At 45.7% G+C, this 21,453-nt stretch carries 15 protein-coding genes; 14 read left to right on the forward strand and 1 reads right to left on the reverse strand.

The window, feature by feature from the left end; genetic code table 11:
* Positions 1-520 precede the first annotated feature (520 nt).
* A complete protein-coding gene (locus tag ACYVAA_RS12135) occupies positions 521-820 on the forward strand; it encodes a hypothetical protein (RefSeq protein ID WP_460541989.1) in 300 nt (99 codons plus the stop codon).
* Between the two features lie 89 nt (positions 821-909).
* Here the strand turns inward: ACYVAA_RS12135 and ACYVAA_RS12140 are convergent, their stop codons facing one another.
* A complete protein-coding gene (locus ACYVAA_RS12140) occupies positions 910-1,266 on the reverse strand; it encodes a winged helix-turn-helix transcriptional regulator (protein WP_460541991.1) in 357 nt (118 codons plus the stop codon).
* 97 nt (positions 1,267-1,363) lie between these two features.
* On the opposite strand from ACYVAA_RS12140, the gene ACYVAA_RS12145 reads away from it, so the two are divergent.
* From ACYVAA_RS12145 to ACYVAA_RS12205, 13 genes are all read left to right on the forward strand, one after another.
* Positions 1,364-2,350 carry a zinc-dependent alcohol dehydrogenase family protein gene (locus ACYVAA_RS12145; protein WP_460541993.1) on the forward strand — a complete coding sequence of 329 codons (987 nt, stop codon included), beginning with the start codon at positions 1,364-1,366 and terminating at the stop codon, positions 2,348-2,350.
* A 10-nt stretch (positions 2,351-2,360) separates the two neighbouring features.
* Entirely contained in the window at positions 2,361-3,155 is a 795-nt protein-coding gene (locus tag ACYVAA_RS12150) for a Rossmann-fold NAD(P)-binding domain-containing protein (RefSeq protein WP_460541995.1), read from the forward strand.
* 151 nt (positions 3,156-3,306) lie between these two features.
* Positions 3,307-3,735, forward strand: coding sequence for a DUF1330 domain-containing protein (locus tag ACYVAA_RS12155; protein ID WP_460541998.1), 429 nt, complete (start codon positions 3,307-3,309; stop codon positions 3,733-3,735).
* Positions 3,736-3,831: 96 nt separating this feature from the next.
* Positions 3,832-4,752, forward strand: coding sequence for a hypothetical protein (locus ACYVAA_RS12160; protein ID WP_460542001.1), 921 nt, complete (start codon positions 3,832-3,834; stop codon positions 4,750-4,752).
* Between the two features lie 37 nt (positions 4,753-4,789).
* Positions 4,790-5,758: a sodium:calcium antiporter gene (locus ACYVAA_RS12165; protein WP_460542003.1), complete on the forward strand. Its 969-nt coding sequence runs from the start codon at positions 4,790-4,792 to the stop codon at positions 5,756-5,758.
* Positions 5,759-6,572: 814 nt separating this feature from the next.
* Positions 6,573-9,587 (forward strand): SusC/RagA family TonB-linked outer membrane protein, encoded by a 3,015-nt coding sequence (locus tag ACYVAA_RS12170; protein WP_460542006.1) that lies wholly within the window; start codon positions 6,573-6,575, stop codon positions 9,585-9,587.
* Positions 9,588-9,605: 18 nt separating this feature from the next.
* Positions 9,606-11,105 carry a RagB/SusD family nutrient uptake outer membrane protein gene (locus ACYVAA_RS12175; RefSeq protein ID WP_460542008.1) on the forward strand — a complete coding sequence of 500 codons (1,500 nt, stop codon included), beginning with the start codon at positions 9,606-9,608 and terminating at the stop codon, positions 11,103-11,105.
* 112 nt (positions 11,106-11,217) lie between these two features.
* Positions 11,218-13,494 (forward strand): glycoside hydrolase family 31 protein, encoded by a 2,277-nt coding sequence (locus tag ACYVAA_RS12180; RefSeq protein ID WP_460542010.1) that lies wholly within the window; start codon positions 11,218-11,220, stop codon positions 13,492-13,494.
* A 163-nt stretch (positions 13,495-13,657) separates the two neighbouring features.
* A complete protein-coding gene (locus ACYVAA_RS12185) occupies positions 13,658-14,764 on the forward strand; it encodes a Gfo/Idh/MocA family protein (protein ID WP_460542012.1) in 1,107 nt (368 codons plus the stop codon).
* Between the two features lie 274 nt (positions 14,765-15,038).
* Positions 15,039-15,794 (forward strand): phytanoyl-CoA dioxygenase family protein, encoded by a 756-nt coding sequence (locus tag ACYVAA_RS12190; RefSeq protein ID WP_460542013.1) that lies wholly within the window; start codon positions 15,039-15,041, stop codon positions 15,792-15,794.
* Between the two features lie 453 nt (positions 15,795-16,247).
* Positions 16,248-16,547 carry a GIY-YIG nuclease family protein gene (locus ACYVAA_RS12195; RefSeq protein ID WP_460542015.1) on the forward strand — a complete coding sequence of 100 codons (300 nt, stop codon included), beginning with the start codon at positions 16,248-16,250 and terminating at the stop codon, positions 16,545-16,547.
* A 186-nt stretch (positions 16,548-16,733) separates the two neighbouring features.
* Positions 16,734-18,320, forward strand: a complete 1,587-nt coding sequence (locus ACYVAA_RS12200) for an SLC5/6 family protein (protein ID WP_460542017.1) — start codon at positions 16,734-16,736, stop codon at positions 18,318-18,320.
* A gap of 849 nt (positions 18,321-19,169) precedes the next feature.
* Positions 19,170-21,356 carry an alpha-L-rhamnosidase-related protein gene (locus tag ACYVAA_RS12205; protein WP_460542019.1) on the forward strand — a complete coding sequence of 729 codons (2,187 nt, stop codon included), beginning with the start codon at positions 19,170-19,172 and terminating at the stop codon, positions 21,354-21,356.
* Positions 21,357-21,453 lie beyond the last annotated feature (97 nt).

Raw genomic sequence — 21,453 nt, forward strand, 5'->3', positions numbered from 1 at the left:
GGCCTTCATTTTATTTCCGGGGAAGGAATAAACCTGCAAAAGATACAATGGATTTAACTGAGAAGCTGTATCTGAAAGTACTGGAGAAAGCCGTCAAAAATAGGGTAATAGACAAGCATCGCTTGGAATTCATAAAAAAGAACTGGAAAAAGAATTTTAATGAAATAATAATCCACTGACACGGTCCAAGCAACATGGCAGAGCGATTTGCAAACCGAAGTAGCAAAGCAAACAAGCAGCTAAAAAGCTGATTCGGATAAGAAATAAGCCAAAGTCTCAAAGCTGCCTGCCTCAACCAGTAGAGTGGATTTCAAAAGACTACATATCGACAATGATAAATCAGTTATTAAATTGATTTGTTGACTTAATTTACAGGACTGGTCGGGTAAGAAGAAAGTTTGAACTTAGTAATCCCAACGAAAAAGTTTTAGCAGCAGACGCAAGTAAAGGTACCGTAAAGACAAGAAACCAAGACATTCAGCGTGGAATTGACTGGGTGACTTCACAAAGGGCTGTTGTTATGTTGACAGACAAGAAAATTGTTTGCGGCAAGTGGACAATTCCGCTTGACACTATTGCGACTGCTGAATTGATGAAAATCAACTCTTTGTTTGGTGGTGGACAAGTTCTAAAAGTACAAACGACGGACCATAAACATTATCAATTCGGAATGCAGTTCAATCCTGAATGGACAAGCCAGCAACAACTTCCTTTGACTCTTGAAAAAGGGCAAGTAAAGCATTCAGTTTTTAGTATAACAGTCAGATTGATTGCCGTTGGGTATTTGGTTTACTGGCTTTATAAACGCTATTTTATCTAATGAAACTACTGACTCCATATTGACGGCAAAAAGAAAATGCCCTATGATACGGATTTTGTAACTGGGCAGGGTGCCGTGCAAACTTAGAGCTACCTCGAATAGTTTTCAACCACAAAATCACCCCAATCAGCAATTGATTGGATCAGTGGGATTAATGTTTTTCCAAAATCCGTCAGGGAGTACTCTACTTTCAATGGTGGTTTTGAGGTGTAAACCCTTCTTTTGATCAAGCCATCTTCCTCTAATGCTTTAAGTTGCAAGCTCAACGTTCTCTCGGTAACAGTGGGCATTGATTTTCTTAATTCATTGTATCTCAACTTTTCATTCATTAAATGGTAGAGGATAACTGTTTTCCATTTTCCACCAATAATTCCCATCGTTAAGCTAGCACAACAGGGGTATTCATTGCCTCTATATTTGAGCATTTTTGGTTCCGTAGTTTCCATAACCGTATACTGTCATTTTTGACCGTTATTGCAAAGATATATTACTATAATTAAGTTTGCAACTATAAAAATTATAGTAATAAAAATATAGAGAAAAATGAAAGCAATGTTATTAAAAGAATACGGTGAAAAAGCGAATTTCGAATTAGCACAGGTAGTAAGTCCTATTTTGGGAGACAACCAAGTATTGGTGAAAATTTCAGCATCCAGCATTAATACTGTTGATACGATGATTAAGAATATGGGGAAAAATTTGCCTTTTTCGCCAGATACGCCGGCTATCCTGGGAATGGACTTTGCTGGGACCGTGGAAAAAACAGGAGCTAAGGTGACGGGATTTTCCGTTGGGGATGAGGTGTACGGATGTGCAGGTGGTTTGGCAGATTTGCAAGGAACTTTGGCTGAATATATTTCAGCTGACAGCAGATTAATAGCGCACAAGCCAAAGAACCTATCTCTGCGAGAAGCTGCTGCTCTCCCCTTGGTGGGAATTACTGCTTATGAAGGCTTAACCCGCGCCAATGTAAAAAGAGGACAAAGTGTATTGGTGCATGGTGGTGCTGGAGGAGTGGGCCATGTTGCAGTACAGCTGGCAAAACATTTTGGAGCCAGCGTCTTTTCGACAGGAGGCGGAGAAAAACAACTGGAAATCATTGAAAGTTTTGGGGTGACCTCCATTGATTATAAGAAAGAAAGTGTCGGAGATTACGTGGAAAAATATACCAAGGGGCAGGGCTTTGATATTGTATTTGATTCGGTAGGAGGTAAAAACCTGCTTAACTCCTTTGAGGCTGCTGCACTAAATGGTCAAGTGGCTACTACGGTTTCCTTGCTGGAGCTTGATTTAAATCCTGTCCATTTTAAAGGATTGTCCCTACATGTGGTATTTATGCTTATTCCTATGCTCCACAATTTTCAAAGGGAAAAACACGGAGAAATTTTACGTGAGCTTACAAAAATAATAGAAGCTGGAGAGCTCAAGCCTTTGCTGGATGAAGAGCAATTCTTATTGGAAAATGTGGGAGACGCTTATCGTCGCCTCGAAAGTGGAAAGGCCGTTGGAAAAGTAGTTGTTGAAAATTAATCACTGTATCATGAAAACAATAGTAATAACAGGAAGTACAGATGGCATAGGCAAATTGACGGCCATTAAATTGGGAAAGGATGGTCATAAACTTTTATTACATGGAAGAAACAGCAAAAAACTTCAGGTAGCAATATCTGAAGTTAAAAAGCTTTCAAACAATGAGAACATTACTGGTTTTGTTTCGGATTTTTCAGAGGTTGGAAATGTTGAAAAAATGCTAGCTGAAATAACGGATGAAGTGTCCGAAATAGACACTTTAATCAATAATGCAGGAATTTTCAACAGTCCTTTTGAGACCAATGATGATGGTTTTGATATACGGTTTGCGGTCAATTTTTTAGCCCCTTACTTATTGACAAGGGGCTTACTTCCGCTACTGAAGAAGAGCGCTTCTCCGCGGGTAATAAATTTAAGTTCAGCGGCGCAGGCTGCTGTTTCCATTGATGCGTTGAAGGGCGGGGAAAGATTGTCTGCCCAGCAAGCATACGCCCAAAGCAAATTGGCACTGACGATGTGGAGTTTTTCCTTTGAGAAAGCACATCCGGAGATCATGACGGTGGCGGTCAACCCGGGGTCCTTGTTAAATACAAAAATGGTGAAGGAAGCTTATGGCCATCATTGGTCTTCCGCGGATAAAGGTGCTGATATTTTATACCGATTGGCCAATTTAGAGAAGTTTACCCATAGCGGTGGCAATTACTTCGACAATGACAAGGGAAAGTTTGACCTTGCACACAATGACGCTTATGACCAAGAAAAAATAGATAGGTTAATTTCAGCAACAGCTGAAATTTTGAGGTAGTTGGCTATTTCCAGAGTGAAAACCACGGGGCAATAGCCAAAAGTCAACTAAGCAGTGACTTATGGAGTAAAAAGAAAGAAGGTAAGAATAAAATTTTTTTAATAAATTAAAGCTTTGCTTGGGTGTTATTATGATAAAATAAAACGCAACTATGGGTAAATACATCGATGCTAGGCCTGAAGCTGGAAAAGAGTTCTACCAAAATTTTCACAACAAAGGAAAGGTTGTGATGTTGAATTTGCTGAAGTTTAGGGCCAGGGCCGATTACACAGGCTTTGAAGCATTGAAGCCTGCATTGGAAATCAGTGGGGAAGAGGCTTACCAAAAGTATTTGGACAGCACGGTGCCCCAATTGGAGAAAGCTGGCAGCCGGATCGTTTACTACGGTAAATGCAACCGTTTTCTCATCGGGCCCAATACCGAAGAATGGGATGCGGTGTTATTGGTCGAACATGCATCTGTTTTGAAATTTATGGAGTTTGCCCAAAATGGGGATTATCTGAAAAATGCAGGACATCGTAAGGCAGCACTAGAAGATTCACGCCTTTTACCGAGCAATGAAATAGGGAATTACACCTAAGAAGTTTGATGGGTAGACTTCAGGTAGGAGGTGTGTTTGGGTAAAAGTCCAGCATGTTGTTCACCATTTAGGCTTGTTGAATATAAATATGACATTATGCGTAATTTATTCCTTATCCATTTTACGGTGATTTTTATGGGGCTACTATCCACGCCATTGCGGGCCCAGGGATCTTGGGTTGATACTTCCTTTCATGATGGACTAGTGGAGCTGGAAACAGCTTATGCTTTTCAAACGTTGGTTTCAAATGATTCCATTGTTCCCCCCACTGAAACACTGCAAAAGCTGCACGAGGCCAAGCGGTATTTTGACAATACTTTTCAAATGGATCTGGAATTTGCCGTCCTTCTAATTGAAAACCGCAAATGGCAAAACCATGCTTATTTCCCACCGCCAGGATTGCCACAGGCGGGAAAAGGTAACGTCATTCTGGGCTTAGAAAAATCCATTATTTCAAAAGAAGTAGAAGGAATGATTAGGCAGTTGCCTGAACAGTATTGGGCTTCTTTAAAACCGGTATATGGAGAAAACATCGATTTGGACCTCTTTTACCGAGAGGTCTTATCGGTTCATGAACTGGCCCACTTATACCATTTCGTGGAAGGAACCAAGCCCCAAAGGAAGTGGCTTCAAGAATTGTTTGCCAACCTGTGCATGTATTCCTTCATGAAGGAGGAAGGCGAAGAAACCTATGAGTTAATGGATACCTATCCTGAATTTGTCTTACAGTCGGGCGATAGGATGGCCACCTTTAAGACGCTTACCGACTTTGAAGAAAAGTATGTGCAAAAGTTGTCTCCTCAGAACTATGAGTGGTTTCAAATGCAGTTCTATCAAAAGGCCAAGTCCATAGTTGATGCAAAAAATGAAGCGCTTATTATAAAACTCCGTGACTTTTTAATCAACACTGATTTGAGTAAAACCGAACTGCTTTCTGACCGAGAGTTGGTCTCTCGTCTCGAAAGTGAAGTGGGGGAAGAAGTTGCTGACATTCAGCGAAGTTGGGGGAAGAAATAACTGCTAAAAATCTGCCTACTTAATTGTATCTTTCGGGATGGTATATGCATTGTTTGTCATTGGCTTCCTTTTATTGATAAAGGGGGCCGACTGGCTGGTGGACGGAGCCTCCTCCATTGCCAAAAGGTACCGGATACCGGAGTTGGTTATCGGCCTTACCATTGTCTCTTTTGGGACGAGTATGCCAGAGATGGTGGTTAACCTTCTGGCCAGTATTCAGGGCAATGCAGAATTGGCGATAGGCAATATCTTTGGAAGCAATATTGCCAATATCCTGTTGATTTTGGGAATCTCGGCCATGATCAGGTCCCTGCCCATTCAGCGGAGTATCTATTATACCGAAATCCCCATTTCCTTGGCGGCGACCTTTCTGGTGGGCTTTTTGGCCAATGCCAATCTATTTGACAATGATTCGGGACTGGCCTTGAGCAGGGCGGATGGGGTGATTCTACTCGTTTTCTTTGGTCTTTTTATGATCTATATCTATGCTGTTTCCAAGTCCAAACAAGGGATGGAAGATATACGGGATTCCAATGCGCATATCGATATCATTCCCAAAACCAAGTCCTTGGTTTATATAGCCATTGGGGTGCTGTCCCTGTTTATAGGAGGAAAGTGGGTGGTGGATGGAGCTATTGAAATGGCTTTATTGTTCGGGCTTAGCCAGACTTTTATCGGTTTGACGATGGTCGCGGTTGGGACTTCCCTTCCGGAATTGGTCACCTCGGCAGTGGCCGCGAGAAGAGGACAGGTGGACATAGCGGTAGGAAATGTCATCGGGTCCAATATCTTTAATATCCTCTGGATTCTGGGAGTCAGTGCAGTGATTACTCCCCTCCCTTTTACGGTGGCCTCCAATATGGATATCCTGATGATTACCTTGGCCAGCACCCTGTTGGTATTTGCGGTAATAGTGGGGCGACAGCCCAAAATAAGCTCTTGGCAGGGTATTTTGTTTGTGATCGTCTATATCATATACCTTGGCTATTTGGTATGGCGGGGATGATGCGGGGCATTTTGATGTGGTAGGTGGATTCGAAGGTACATCACTAACCAATTATACCAGTAGCTCCAAGATCCTTAAACTGACTCCCGCGGATCTCGCTGATTTCGCAGTTAATCCCTTAGCTAAACAACAGTGAAAGGGAAGCTGAGAAGGAGTCTGTCTCATTAGTAGATTTCTCTGAGTCCTACACAAATAATATTTTGTTGTAGACTGTGAGTCGGTGGAGAAAGGGGCCGCCCCAAAGGGGCGAACTTATTATAGCCTGGGGTGGCAGCCCCAGGCAAAGGTATTATGCTAAGGGTCATGTTTTGGCCGGATTAATACCAAGAGAGCATACAACTTGCCGCCAAAACCCGTAGATTTCAATTAAGAAATCTACCCAAGACAATGTCTATAATTGCTTCATTGTAAGCGATTAAAAATTCTAAACCCATAGAATATTTGGTAAACAAATTCCAGTCATGACTTATGAGACAGCCCTTTGGGGGTGCAACTGCCAGCGTAAGGAGCATACATTTTTGCAAGAAAGAAATATGGTCCGTAGTGGGCCTAGCCTTGAAGTATTGCCAGCCCATAGAAATTTTTTAATTGAAATTGTTGAGAGATGTTCTGCGAAAAAGCTGTCTGTGCTGATAATATTCTTTAAATACATGTACAGTCGATTTGATAATTGGTGTTTATAAAATCGACCGTTGTTTTTATTTGTCTTTAATTGATTTTTTTTATTTGGTATTTGGGTAAGTGATCAGGGAAAAAGCGTCCAATGTGATTTCTCTGACAGGATAAGAATTGCTAACCCAAAATATCCAAAACAATGAATCCAAAATTACTCTTATTGCTGGCAGGGATGTCTCTAAGTGCCTTTCCCTCGGCCCAAGCACTGACCAGTAACACTGGTCCGAAACCTGAACTGACCGTCAATCTGCTACGGAAAGAAAAAAGCATTTCCGGAGTGGTGAAAGATGCCTCGGACGGCCAGACTATCCCGGGGGTCAATATTATGGTCAAAGGGACACAAAACGGTACGGTTACCGATTTGGACGGGGCTTTTCAGCTTTCCTTAGAGGATAATGCTGCTACACTGGTGGTTTCTTTTGTGGGCTATCTGTCGCAGGAAGTCTCCCTAGGCAACCAGTCTTACCTTGATATTTACTTGGAACAGGATGTTCAAAGTCTGGACGAGGTAGTTGTGGTAGGCTATGGCACCACCAAAAAACGGGACCTGACCGGGGCCGTCAATCGCGTGGGTGAGGAATCTTTTAACAAAGGTGTCAATGTCTCCCCTGATCAATTGATCCAAGGAAAAGTAGCCGGTGTGGATATCGTCAATAACAGTGGCGCTCCGGGAGGGGAAGTGACCTTTCGTATCCGTGGAAATTCATCGGTAAGATCCGGTAACCAGCCCCTTTTTGTGGTGGACGGTGTGCCTTTGGATGGCCGTAATACCAAGCCCGGTGCCACGGCCGGGGAATTGGGAAGCACCGAAGGTTCCAATCCCTTGAACTTTATCAATCCCAATGATATCGAATCCATCGATGTGCTGAAAGATGCCTCTGCTACGGCCATTTATGGTTCACGCGGTGCCAACGGGGTGGTGATCATCACCACCAAAAAAGGCAAATCGGGGGCACCCTCGGTAAACTTGGACTTAAGTTCCGGTGTCAGCACCATTGCCCGTCGTCCTGATATCATGGATGCCGATACTTACAGAAGGGCCTTGGCCCATCGGGGAACAGAAGAAAATAATGGAGGTGCCTCAGTGAATGCTTTTGATGAAATTACCCAAACGGCCATGACCAATATGCTGAACCTCAGCATCAGCGGTGGTGGGGACCGTAATAATTACCGGCTTTCATTGGGCTATCATGACCAGGAGGGAATCATTAAGGAAAGCGGCCTGACCAAATACACGGCCAACTATACCTCCAGCTATCGCTTGCTTCCTGATGATCGGTTGAAACTGGACATCAGTGTGATCGCCTCCAATACTGCTGAAGAAGGCGCTCCGGTAGCGGAGGACTCCAATGTAAACGGAAGTTTGATCGGGAATGCCATCGAGTGGAACCCTACCGTTCCTTTCCGGGATGCCAACGGGAATTTTATCCAGCGGATGTATAACCAGGCAGGCAATGAGGTGGATGGTCTGCCTACCAATCCGGCAGCCTTGATCGCTTATTATAATGACAAAAGTAATATTACCAATATCCTAGGGAGCTTTGCGGCCACTTATCAAATTATTGAAGGGCTGGACTACCGCTTCAGCTTAGGGGTCAACCATTCCAAAGGCAACCGGCAAGTGGATACCTCCGGGGATTTGTTTCTGAGTACCATCACGGATTTGGGCTTAGCAGTGGTCAATTCTTCCGCGCTTACCAGCCGGACCTTGACGCATACCCTGAATTATCAAAAGGAATGGGAAAACCTCAGGATCAATGCACTGGCGGGCTATGAATTCCAGGATTACAAGAGCTATGTCAGTAATATTACGGCCAGGGGCTTTACCAATTTTGACCTCTTGGGTTCGGATATTTTACAAAATCCTTCCCGTGACAATGTGGGGGTGAGTAGCTTCAGGGATCCTACCAACCAACTTCAGTCGGTTTTTGGACGGTTAAACATGAGTTTCATGGATAAATTCCTGATCACCGGTACCATGAGGGCTGACGGTTCCACAAGATTTGGGGAGAACAACAAATACGGCTATTTCCCCTCCTTCGCAGGAGCTTGGGTCCTGAGCGAGGAGGGATTTATGAAAGGGAGTTCTTTGGTGGATAACCTGAAATTGCGATTGGGCTGGGGTAAAACGGGTAATCAGGAATTTCCTGCCGGAGCCTCTCAGGAAAGATACGCTTTTGGCAACCAGCAGATTTCACTGGTCAATGTGGCCAATCCCGATTTGAAATGGGAAACGACAGAGACCGTCAATATCGGGGTGGACTTTTCACTGTTCCGCTCTAAGCTAATGGGCTCCTTGGAATATTTTGACAAAGCAACCACCGACCTTTTGTTTCAGTTACCCACCATTCAGCCTGCTCCTGCAGCACAGTTTTGGACCAATATTCCTGCCACTGTCAAAAATAAAGGGGTGGAGCTGATGTTAAGCACGGTAGTGATGGAATCAGACAAACTGATGTGGGAAATAGGAGCAAATGCCACCTATCTCAACAACCAATTGACCGATTATGAAGGTGCCCCGGTGCTGACCGGACAGATCAACGGAAACGGTCTGGGGGGAGGTTCCAATTCCCAGCAGCTGGTGAACGATCAGCCGTTGAACGTATTCAGGATGTTGGTATTTGAAGGCTTTGATGAGAATGGATCTGCCCAATATTCCGATCAGGAGATGTTCGTAGGAAACCCCAATCCCGATGTACTCTTAGGGTTCAATACCCGCTTAAACTATGGGAAATTAGGTTTCAACATGAGCATGAACGGGGCCCTTGGCCATCAGGTATACAACAATACCGCCAATGCCTATCTGACGGCGGCCAACTTTGGTCTGGGAAGAAATTCCTCTTCTGAGATCGGTTTGGGCAGCGAAAACCTGGGCAATGCCAATGTGGTTTCTACCCGGTTTTTGGAAGATGCCGATTTCCTAAGGCTTCAAAATGCCACGGTAACCTATGATGTAGGGGCCATAGGCAATGTTTTGAGCGGTCTCAGGCTGTCACTTACCGGGCAAAATCTCTTCTTGATCACCGATTACAGCGGATTTGATCCAGAGGTCAATACCAACCGTGCCGTAGGGGGAGTGCCATCCTTTGGAATAGAGTACGCTCCGTATCCTGCTGCCAGAACCTTTATGTTAGGCGTGAGTGCATCCTTCTAACCCAAAATATCCAAAAACATGAAAAAATTATCATTAGTATATACACTGGCCTTGGCTTCCCTCTTTTCCTGTACGGACCTGGAAGAAGACCTGAATTCCAATTTGCCAAAGGACAAGGCAGAGGCATTTCTAAAAGCAAACGTGGATTTTTCCTCCTTGATGGAAACCGTTTACCGTGACTTTGACAGCCGGTACATACAGCATGCCGGTTGTGTTTGGTTGTTCCAGGAAATTTCGGCGGATGCGGCGGTAGTGCCTTCGCGTCCATCGGGATGGGACAATGGCGGAGTTTACCGGCAGCTGCATACCCATACCTGGGTGCCCACCAATCCTTATATATCCTCCCTTTGGAGGGGGCTGAACAAAGGGATTTTTGATGCCACCAATGTGCTTTCTTTTGAGCCCAATCAGGCATTGGCCGCTGAGGCCAGGTTTCTAAGGGCCTTCTTTATGTATTCGGTTTTGGACTTGTTTGATCAGGTGCCCTTTAGGGAGCCCGGGGACAATCTCCTTGAGCCGTCAACAGTTCTCCGCGGTGTGGAGGCAGCGGATTTTATCATCCAGGAAGTAGAAGAGGTTTTGCCAGACCTACCTGCCAGTGGTCCCGCCTACAGGGCTTCGCAAAATGCTGCCAGGGGCTTATTGGCCAAGCTTTATTTGAACCGGGCGGTTTATGAGAACAGGGAAAATCCCCAGTTTTCTTCTGCTGACATGGACAAAGTAATTGCCAATGTGGACGCTATACAGGGTAAAAGCCTTGATTTTTACTGGGACAGTTTTGAGCCCGACAATAATAATGCTTCTTCCGAACTGGTATTTACCATTGAAGGAAATGGCGGTGTACGCTCGCATTCGTTGTGGGTTTGGTGGCATGCCATTTTCCCTACGGAAATGACCTTGCCCAATGGTGGTGGCTGGAACGGTTTCTGTTCGACTCCTGAAGTTTACGATCTTTTTGAGGAAAGTGATGTGCGCAGGTATTATGAGCACCCGATAACCAAAGCCCGGGGGTACAATGCGGGCTTCTTGGCCGGACAGCAGTACAATGCAAACGGAGATCCCATCCCCAATGTAGTCTTCACCAAAGAAGTGCCGACCATTGTAGGGGCAACGCTCTGGAACGGTTACCGACCGGTGAAATATATACCGGATTATGAAAACAAAGGAGCTGCCAATAATGATATTGTTTTGCTGCGCTATGCGGATTTACTGTTGATGAAAGCCGAGGCGCTTTGGCGAAATGGTAATTCCAACCCTGCATTGGAAATTGTCAATGAGGTGAGGGAAAGAAACAATATTGGCCCATTGGGCAGTGTGGATGCTGAGGTGCTGCTGGACGAACGGGGTAGAGAGCTGTTCTGGGAAGGACATAGAAGACAGGATATGGTCCGCTTTGGAAAATTTCTAGGGGCTTGGACCTTGAAGGAACCTTCTACGGCCAAATACCTTATTTTCCCTATTCCTCCTGCGGATGTACTTTCCAATCCAAACCTGGAGCAAAATCCAGGGTTTGAGTAAATAAGAAACTCAGGTTGGGGCTGGGTGCAGATTGCCCCGGCCCAACCTGGTTTTACCCTGAGAGAACAGGATAGTAATCAGGTCTCTCCAAATTAATATTGATAATTAGATCATGAAACAAACGAATTACCAGCTTTTTGACTTTTTGGATTTCGATCCTGATTTGGAGGGGAAATCTGCCCAAAGCCGTCTATGGAGGGCGGGAAAGCCTGTTGCAATTAAGCAGGATGGCCTGGGGCTGCGGATTACGGTTCCCTTTATCTGCCAAAAGCTTTCCAATGATATTGCTCCAGACCCCACGGGGGAGCTACTGAATTTTGACTTGGTCCTTAGGGCTTTTGGCGAAAAGATCCTGCGGATTTCAGCGGAAATGGGCAAGAAGGCCAAAAACGACTCTCCCATGCTGGAATTTGCGGATGATCTGGTGGAAACGGCCTTGGACTTCGAAAAACAGGAGACAAAGTGGGTAATCCGTGATGAACAGCAAAGGGTACGTGCGGAAATAGACCTTTCAGATCCGGCAATTGATCATTGGAGTGACCTGTTACCGGCGCCAGAGGGAGCTTTTCAGGCCACATTTTATCCTGATGGAGAAAAGCCTGTCAGTATCAATGGCTATGACCAGTTTTTTCCGGCTCGCCCGGATGCCATGGGACTGGCCATGATCACGGAGGAGGATATTCCCCAAAGAGCAACGATGTCATTTCATGCGAGACCCAACGAAAAATTCGTGGGCACCGGAGAGCGTTTTGCCAAAATGGACCTTTCAGGACATACTTTCCAGCTGAAAAACCAGGATGGGCAGGGAGTTAACAATAGAAGAACCTACAAAAATATTCCCTTTTACCTTTCCAGTGAATTGTATGGGGTGTTTATGCACACCAGTGCATACGGTAAAATTTCCCTGGCAGACCATTCCACGCGTTCAGTCCAGCTTTTGGTGGAAGAACCGCTCTTGGATGTATTTTTGATCGGTGGAGAAAACCCGGAGGAGATCTTGTTCCATTACCGTAGGTTGACCGGTTTCCCTGCCATGCCTCCTTTATGGAGCTTTGGGGTTTGGATGAGCCGGATGACGTATTTTTCGGCCGAGGAAGTGGAAGAAATCTGTGACCGATTGAGGGCAGAGGATTTTCCCTGCGATGTTATTCACCTCGATACCGGCTGGTTTAAAACCGACTGGCTTTGTGAGTGGAAGTTTAATCCAGAGAGATTCCCCACTCCAAAGGGTTTTATACAAAAATTAAAAAGACAGGGGTATCGGGTAAGCTTATGGCAAATGCCTTATATCGCGTCCGAAGCAGAACAGCATGAAGAGGCCAAGGCCAATAATTATATAGGTCCACTCAAAGAGACCAAGGCCCAAGGAGGTTCGAATTTCAGTGCCCTTGATTATGCAGGGACCATAGATTTTACATACAAGCCTGCAGTGGATTGGTACAAGGGACTGTTGAGAAATCTGCTTGAAATGGGGGTAACCTGTATCAAAACCGATTTCGGAGAAGAGATCCATTTGGATGCCCATTATCATAACATGCCGGCCGAATCCCTCAATAACCTGTATGCCCTGCTTTACCAAAAGGCAGCCTTTGAGGTGACCAAAGAGGTGGCCGGAGAGGGCATTGTGTGGGCAAGAGCAGGCTGGGCAGGCTGTCAGCGCTATCCTCTCCACTGGGGAGGTGATGCAGCTGCCAGTTGGGACGGAATGGCCGGATCGCTGAAAGGAGGGCTTCACCTTGGATTGTCGGGGTTTGGCTTTTGGAGCCATGATGTTCCGGGTTTCCATGGGGTGCCGAACTTTATGAATTCGGTCATCCCGGATGATCTTTATGTGCGATGGACGCAGTTTGGGGTGTTTACCTCACATATCCGCTATCACGGTACTTCCAAGCGGGAGCCTTATTATTATCCCAATATTGCGGACACTGTCCGGAAATGGTGGAAGCTGCGCTATGCCTTGCTTCCCTATATCCTGGAAGAAAGCCAAAAAGCGACGCAGTCGGGCATGCCCGTATTGCGGGCCATGTTGCTCCATTACCCCAATGATCCCATGTGTTGGCACTTGGACGACCAATACTTCTTTGGAGAGGCCTTTTTGGTGGCACCGGTGATGAACAGCGAAAACCATCGGGAGGTATACCTTCCTGAAGGAAACTGGGTGAATTTCTTTACCGGGGAAAAACAAAGAGGCAAGCAGTGGATAAAAATGAAAGATATACCCCTTGAAGAAATGCCCGTTTGGGTGAAGGAAGGGGCGTCGATCCCCATCTATCCTGACGCTATCCAATGCACAGACCAAATGAACAGGGAGCATTCCTTGGAGTTGGAGATTGGAAGCTCATTCAAAGGGATCTGGAATGTAATATTCAGCCCCGTATCTCTTTTATAAGGATTCAGGCCATTAGTGCAGGTTGGGAAAAGAGCCACAAGCTGAAATTTGAGGTCCACCATCCCTATAGCGATGCGGGATGGTTGGGAAACTATGAAAAGCATTTAATGGAATACAGAAGACTGTCGAATGTCTTGTGTCTTTCATCTAACATCTATAAAAAATGACAAAGGAAGGAAAGCTTAGGTTAGGGATTTTGGGTCTGGGAGAGGGCCGCAGTACGATCTCGGCAGCATTGAACAGCAAGAAAATTGAGCTTGTACAGGTCTGTGACCGCAATGAGGAAGTGTGTAAAAAGAGAGCAAAGGAATTTGATTTTTATCAGTATACCACCCGATATGAGGACATGCTGGAAAATCCGGAGATCGATGCCATAGGGATCTATACCCCGGATAAGTTGCATGCGACCCATATCAAAATGGCCATGGAGCATGGAAAGCACGTGGTGTGCACCAAACCTTTGTTGGACGATTTGCAGGATGCCAAGGAGCTGATCGACCTTCAGCGCAAGACCGGTAAGCGCTTGTTCGTGGGACAGAGCAGTAGGTTCTTTGAGCCCATGAAGCGTCAGCGGGCGGATTTTGAGAAAGGCCTTATCGGTGAACTGATCACCATGGAAGCATATTACCATGCCGATCACCGCTGGTTTTTGGAAAAGCCCTGGGCCTTGGAATCTTCCTTCAAATGGCTTTATGGAGGATTGAGCCACCCGGTGGATTTTATCCGTTGGTACTTGCCGGAGATAGAGGAGGTGATGGGCTATGGCATGCTCAGCGCCAACGGCCAAAAAGGGGGACTGAAGAATGCGGATACCATGCATTTTATTTATAAAGCAAAGGATGGAAGAATAGCCCGGGTTTCCGGTGCCTATTCCGGTCCGGTGCAGCCCGCTATGAGGGACAGTGAGATGAGCTGTATACTTCGGGGCACGGACGGCAGCAGCCAAGGGGACTATATGGAACTGAGGTATGCGATCACCGACAGCACGGGAGAAGAGCAGGTGGTGACCTGGGAACACAAGTCAAAGCATTATTTCCGCTTTGAAGGCAAAAGCCACCATGCCGGGGAGTACAATAACTATTTGGAGCACTTTGCCGACAGCATCAATTATGATTTTGTGGCTTTCCCAGACCTGATTGAAGGGATAGGGACGATAGCATTGTTGAAAACCATGGAGAAAAGTCTGCTTTCCGGTAAGCCCGAAAAGGTAGCGGATGTGATGGAGGAATACGATCTGGAAAGTTATCTGAAGCGCGGAGTGGAAGTATAGAGGGGATTGGGATGGTAAATCCTTTAGTTAATAGGGGTGTAGTTGCAAACTACACCCGGCAGAAGCAATTGCTTCGATGCTTCGATGCTTCGATGCTTCGACGGGCTCAGCAACCCCAGGCTCAGCAACCCAGGCTCAGCAACCTTAGGCTCAGCAACACCAGGTTCAGCAAGCCCAGTTCAGCAACCTCGAGTTCAAAGTCCAGACATTCACCATGTCGAATGAAACGCATAGAACAAACAATTAACCAATAAACAATAATAACCTAAAAAACATGAAAACTGTATTGACAAACGAGCAATTGGAGCAGTTCAAGGAGGACGGCTTTTGCATTGTGAAAAATGTAATCCCACAGGAACTTTTGGAGCGTCTCCGGGAAGAATGCCAGCGCTTTATGAAGGAGAAGGATGATGAGATGGATCGCAAAGGTGTGGAGGTCGATGAAATCAACCACAAAGGGAAGCGCTACTTTATCGCTTTGCGGTACAAGGACAGTGAGACCATGCAGGACCTGATCTTCAGCGAACAGATGGAGGAAATCACCAGGAAGGTGCTTGGAGAGGATGTTTATCTTTTCTTGGAGCAGTTTGTGGTCAAGGCAGCGGATAAGGGGATGACCTTCAGCTGGCACCAGGATTCTGGCTACCTGGATTTTGAGCATAAGCCTTATTTGTCCGTTTGGTGTCCCCTGGACGATGTGACCGAGGAAAATGGAACAGTTTATCTTTTGCCTTATAAGGATGCCGGTACTAAAAATCGCATCGATCATGAACTACAGGAAGGTACTAATGATAAAATAGGCTATTTTGGGGATAATCCAGGGGTGCCGGCGATCTTGAAAGCTGGTGATGTGGCCCTGTTTTCCAGTACCTGTTTCCACCGCAGTGGCTCCAATACCACGGGTAAATCCAGGAGGGTCTTGTTACTGCAGTATTCCGCCGAGCCTATCTTGAAAGAAGGAGGAGAGCCCTTATATTGGGCAGAGCCTTTTATAGAGAAAGGTGAACGCAAAAAAGAAGTACCGGCTTAGCATATTGGAATCGTCATTGCAAGAGAAGCAATCTCGTCTATCGCATGTGAGATTGCTTCACTACGTTCGCAATGACGTGGTGAAACTGTCATCACGTATGGAGTTATTGCGCAATGAAGCGATCCCAGCTTTGGAAGTAGAGATTGTTTAGCTTTTCCGTCATTGAGATAAGTCAAGGCGGAGAAGCTATTCCGGCTACCGAAGACTAGACTGCTTCGTTTTGCCTCCCCGCCCAGTCTGCTAGGTAGGCTACAATTGAAAGGAAACGTCACTGCGAGGAGGTACGACGCGGCAGTCTCGCTTTAATGATAGGAGATTGCCTGCCCTCCGAGAGGCGGGCTTCACTAAGTTCGCAATGACGAAGAGAAGTTACAACTGTCATTCTACTCCTTTACTTTTAAGAAAATATTAATTTCTCGCAGTGACGATTAACTTTAGGACCAACTGGAAAAAATGGAAAAAGGAGGATGCATTTACATATTGACCAATAAGCGACACACGACACTTTATGTAGGTGTTACATCAAACCTTATACAAAGAATATATGAGCACAAAATGGGGAAAGACACTAAATCCTTTTCCTTTCGATACAATTTAAACCAACTAGTTTATTATGAGTCTTTTCATTCCATTGAAGAAGCCATTAATAGAGAAAAGCAAATAAAAAGCGGTAACCGTAAAAAGAAGGAGGAATTAATTAATTCGATGAATCCTGATTGGAAAGATCTATGGGATGAAATTCAAAATTGGTAATGAGTCATCTCGAACATATTTCAACAATTCATTGCAACGGACCTATAGTGAAGTGAGGCCACCTTCCGCCTGCCTTGCAGGTAGGCTAAAAGAGGTAGCCAATCTTTTGCTCTAAAACGAGATTGCTTCACTACGTTCGCAATGACGGTTAAATCATAAATTTAAGAAGCACTCCAAAAAATTATCATGGAAATTCATGAAATATTACAGCCACTGGATTTTGCGGTGGTCGGTTTGTACCTCGTTACGTTGATCGGCATAGGTTACTGGGTCAGTTTCAGAAAGAAACGGGCCAGTGATGAAAACCTGTTTTTGGCCGGCAATTCCCTGGGGTGGCCCAGCATAGGCTTTACCATGTGGGGAACCAATGTAGGCCCATCCATGCTGATCGCCTCGGCAAGTATAGGATATACCACCGGGGTGGTGGCCGGTAATTTTGCCTGGTACGCTTTTATCTTTATTTTTTTGCTAGCGGTGGTGTTTGCTCCGCGGTATTTGGGGGCAAGGGTACAGACCTTGCCGGAGTTTATGGGAAAACGTTTCGGGGACTCCACCCAAAATATATTGGCCTGGTACACCATTGTGACGGTATTGGTCAGTTGGTTGTCGCTTACCCTGTTTGCAGGAGGCATATTGGTACGGCAGATGCTTGACCTGCCGCTTTGGCTTTCTGTACTGCTTTTATTGTTGATTGCCTCCTTTTTCACCATTGCCGGTGGTCTAAAGGCAATTGCCTATACGAATGTATTCCAGATGGTCTTGTTGATCCTGGTTTCTCTGGCACTGACGCTGACGGGGCTTTATCATGTTGGAGGCGTAGGTGAACTGGTGGCCAACACTCCCCCCGAATATTGGAATTTGCTCCTTCCGGCAGAGGATCCCAATTATCCCTGGATAGCCATTGCATTGGGATATCCCGTGATGGGGGTTTGGTTTTGGTGCACGGACCAATCCATGGTGCAGTCGGTCCTGGGAGCCAAAAATCTGCGGGAAGGTCAATTGGGTGCTAACTTCACCGGCTGGCTGAAAATTTTGGATGTAGCCTTGTTCATTTTGCCAGGGATCATGTGTTATGTGCTCTTCCCTGATTTGGATGATCCTGATGAAGCTTATATGACCATGGTGACCAAACTGTTTCCAGTGGGCATGACCGGCTTGGTCATGGCGGTGCTGATCGCTGCTCTGGTGAGTACTATCGATTCGGCGTTGAATGCGCTGAGTACGGTATTTACCATGGATATTTATGTAAAGAAATACCGGCCTGATGCCAGCCAAAAACAAATAGTAAACATAGGAAGGGTAGTAACGGTTTTGGGAGCGGTGATCGCCATATTTATGACCCTGGCCATAGACAGCATCAAGGGGCTTAACCTTTTTGATGTTTTTCAATCTATTTTGGGCTTTATAGCTCCTCCGATGTCGGTGGTTTTCCTTTTTGGGGTACTTTGGAAAAAGACCACCACCAGGGTGGCCAATACCATTCTGATCTTTGGGACCATCCTCAGTATGGGGATCGGGGTACTTTATCTCTGGGTTTTCCCCAATGAAATCTATCATTTCTGGCCCCACTTCCTTTTGCTGTCCTTTTTCATCTTTGTTCTATTGGCAGTATTGATTGTGGTGATTTCCCTTTTGGATGGTAAAGGCAAAGCGCTTTATGTAAGTACTTTGGATTATGGAGTAATTCCAAAACTTCCGGCCAAGGTAAAGTGGCTGTGGATCGCCCTGATCATTGTGATGGTGGGGATGTATGTGGTTTTTAATGGACATTGATAGTGGGGAGTATTGAGTATAGAGTATTTAGTATTGAGTCCATCAAATACAGCTTATAGTAGCAAGATTGGAGTATCAAGTATCAAGTAGCTTGATAAAAGAATAATGAATCAAGAACAAGGATCCTATGAGGAGGTACGAAGGAGTTAGAGGGATCAAGTGTGAAGCTGATACATGGACAGGAAATCAAATCAAAAGAATTGTCCCGTCAGTCAAAAGTCTACCACTTTAGGTCGGTTGACAGAGCACAGGCCTTCCCCCTATAGGTGGCTAGGGGGCGGGGAGTCGGTTTGATCCGAGTACTGCAACCAGACGCGATAAGTATTTAGCCAATTCAATAAAGTCTGTAGTAGTAGGATTGGAGTATCAAGTAGCTGGATAAAAGAATCAAGAACAAGGATCCCAATGAGGAGGTACGAAGGAGTTAGAGGGATCAAGTATGAAGCTGATGCTTGGACAGGAAATCAAATCAAAAGAATTGTCCCGTCAGTCAAAAAGTCTACCACTTTAGGTCGGTTGACAGAGCACAGGCCTTCCCCCTATAGGGGGCTAGGGGGTGTGCGAGGGGGCGGGTTGTATCAAGGGTGCCCCCAGGTACGATGGGTATTGAGCCTGTCCAGTACAGCCTGTAGTATCAAGATTGAAGTATCAAGTAGCTAGATAAAATAATCAAGAATAAAGAGCAAAGAGTGCTTAACGTGTTATAAGTAGTGTCGAGGCTCCATACTCAATACTCAAGACTAACTACTCAATACTAAAAGCACGGGACTGTGCAGGATAGAGAACCGAAAAGATTCCTTCATTTTGTAAAAGGAATAACTATTTGGGATTGTAAACAATAAACCTTTAATGATGAACCGAAAATTTTATCATAGTTTTTTGCTGTTGGTGCTCTGTATGCTGTCTTCTTTCAGCTACGCACAAAATAGCAGCTCCAAAGCTACCTGGATCTGGTATCCGGGAGATTACGAAATTTGGCTGAGCAATAAGATGCAGGCCAGAAGGACGGAGCGGGGTGCTTTTTTGCCTCCCTTATGGCGCTATTACAGTCCTTATGCTTTGGTGACTTTTAGAAAGGAATTTGATCTGCCTGCAGAAGACGAGGTTTCCATTTATACAGAAGGACAATTCAAACTGCAAATTGATGGACAACAGGTTCATGGAAATCCTAAAAAGGTGAAGATCCCTGCTGGAAAGCACAGCATGGTGATCAAGGTGTATAACCAGGAACGGGTGCCTGCAGTTTTTATTCAGGGAAAAAACCTGGTCACCGATGATAGTTGGAAAGTGACCTTTGAAGATAAAGAATGGATAGACGAAACCGGGAAGGCTTCTGACCAGTCAGGTACCAATTGGGAAGCGGTGGGAAGCTGGAATTTTGATAGCCCTGAAACACTTCCTTCCGAATTCAGACTTTCGACCACCCCTCAGTATGCACAGGAGGTGAAAGCCGCTGGAGAGGGGGAGTTGGTGGATTTTGGTCGGGAAACCTTTGGTTACATCAAGTTCCATGGGCTGGAAGGGGAAGGCAAGCTTTCTATTTACTATGGGGAATCCGAAGAGGAGGCCATGGACAGTGCCTATTGTGAAACACTGGATCATGTGATCTTGGACGGCAGCCAAGCTGCCGAGCATACGCTGGAGAATTCCAAAGCCTTCCGCTATGTGCAGATCCAGCATGATGCCGGTGTCAGTTATGATTCGGTTTCCATGTTGTATGAATACTTGCCCGTGGAATACCGCGGTGAGTGGAACAGCTCTGATGAGCTGCTGAACGAGATTTGGGATGTATCGGCATATACCATGCACCTGAATACCCGTGAGTTCTTTCTGGACGGTATCAAGCGTGACCGCTGGATCTGGTCGGGGGATGCTTATCAGAGTTACCTGATGAATTATTACCTGTTTTTCGACAATGCCTCCGTCCGCAGGACACTGTTGGCCCTGAGAGGAAAGGATCCTGTCTCCAGCCATATGAATACCATTATGGATTATTCATTTTATTGGTTTGTGGGTATCTACGACTACTACCTGTACTCCGGGGATGCTGAGTTTATCAAGAACTTCTATCCGCGTATGGTCAGCATGATGGATTTTTGTTTGGAGCGCCGCAATGCAAACGGTATGATGGAAGGCCTGCCGGGCGACTGGATTTTCATTGACTGGGCGGATGGACTGAGCAAGCAGGGAGAAGTGAGTTTTGAGCAGATGCTATTGGCCAGAAGCCTGGAAGCGATGGCTGTCAGTGCAGAAATTGCGGGAGATAAGGAAGGCCAGGCCAACTACCAAAGAATGGCCGATGAGATGAAGAAAAAACTATTTGAGGTCTTTTGGTCGGAGGACCGTGAAGCGATCATGCACCAAAGGGTGGATGGTAAGGTGTTGGACAATGTGACCCGCTACGCCAATATGTTCGGGATTTTCTTCGATTACTTTTCCGAGGAGCAAAAACAGGCTGTGAAACAGTCGGTACTTCTGAACGATGAGGTGCAGCAGATAACGACTCCCTATATGCGTTTTTATGAACTGGAGGCCCTTTGCGCCATGGGCGAGCAGGAATTTGTGCTGGATGAAATCCGGGACTACTGGGGCGACATGCTGGATCTGGGGGCTACTTCCTTCTGGGAGAAATATGATCCAAAAGAATCTGGTGAAGAGCATCTGGCCATGTACGGGAGGCCTTATGGGAAAAGCCTTTGCCATGCCTGGGGTGCCAGCCCGATTTACCTGTTCGGGAAGTACTATTTAGGTGTAAAACCGCTGACCGAGGGATATAAAATGTATGAAATCAGCCCCGCTTTGGGAGGATTGGAATGGATGGAAGGCAAAGTGCCAACACCTGAGGGAGAGATCGAAGTGCATTGCTCGACCAAAGAAATCAAGGTTTCAGCTGACCAAGGCCAGGGCGTTTTGAGGTTTAAAAGCAAGTCTAAGCCCAAGAGCAGCCAAGGAACTATCAAGGAAGTGGGAGACAATGAATATGAGTTGGCCTTAGAGGCAGGAATGGAATATGTGGTGAAGTACAAGGCGCTTTAATGGTCCACGGATTAACACAGATTGATACAGATGGTTATAGGAATTCGTAAATCCTCGTTACAAACGAGGATCAGTGAGATGGTTTACGCATTAGCAC

Source organism: Echinicola sediminis, from assembly GCF_054777495.1.

Coding starts and splice junctions, on each gene's coding strand:
- ACYVAA_RS12155 (WP_460541998.1), top strand. CDS start 3,307: ATGGGTAAATACATCGATGCTAGGCCTGAAGCTGGAAAAGAGTTCTAC.
- ACYVAA_RS12135 (WP_460541989.1), top strand. CDS start 521: ATGTTGACAGACAAGAAAATTGTTTGCGGCAAGTGGACAATTCCGCTT.
- ACYVAA_RS12165 (WP_460542003.1), top strand. CDS start 4,790: ATGGTATATGCATTGTTTGTCATTGGCTTCCTTTTATTGATAAAGGGG.
- ACYVAA_RS12195 (WP_460542015.1), top strand. CDS start 16,248: ATGGAAAAAGGAGGATGCATTTACATATTGACCAATAAGCGACACACG.
- ACYVAA_RS12170 (WP_460542006.1), top strand. CDS start 6,573: ATGAATCCAAAATTACTCTTATTGCTGGCAGGGATGTCTCTAAGTGCC.
- ACYVAA_RS12200 (WP_460542017.1), top strand. CDS start 16,734: ATGGAAATTCATGAAATATTACAGCCACTGGATTTTGCGGTGGTCGGT.
- ACYVAA_RS12150 (WP_460541995.1), top strand. CDS start 2,361: ATGAAAACAATAGTAATAACAGGAAGTACAGATGGCATAGGCAAATTG.
- ACYVAA_RS12140 (WP_460541991.1), bottom strand. CDS start 1,266: ATGGAAACTACGGAACCAAAAATGCTCAAATATAGAGGCAATGAATAC.
- ACYVAA_RS12205 (WP_460542019.1), top strand. CDS start 19,170: ATGATGAACCGAAAATTTTATCATAGTTTTTTGCTGTTGGTGCTCTGT.
- ACYVAA_RS12145 (WP_460541993.1), top strand. CDS start 1,364: ATGAAAGCAATGTTATTAAAAGAATACGGTGAAAAAGCGAATTTCGAA.
- ACYVAA_RS12175 (WP_460542008.1), top strand. CDS start 9,606: ATGAAAAAATTATCATTAGTATATACACTGGCCTTGGCTTCCCTCTTT.
- ACYVAA_RS12185 (WP_460542012.1), top strand. CDS start 13,658: ATGACAAAGGAAGGAAAGCTTAGGTTAGGGATTTTGGGTCTGGGAGAG.
- ACYVAA_RS12180 (WP_460542010.1), top strand. CDS start 11,218: ATGAAACAAACGAATTACCAGCTTTTTGACTTTTTGGATTTCGATCCT.
- ACYVAA_RS12190 (WP_460542013.1), top strand. CDS start 15,039: ATGAAAACTGTATTGACAAACGAGCAATTGGAGCAGTTCAAGGAGGAC.
- ACYVAA_RS12160 (WP_460542001.1), top strand. CDS start 3,832: ATGCGTAATTTATTCCTTATCCATTTTACGGTGATTTTTATGGGGCTA.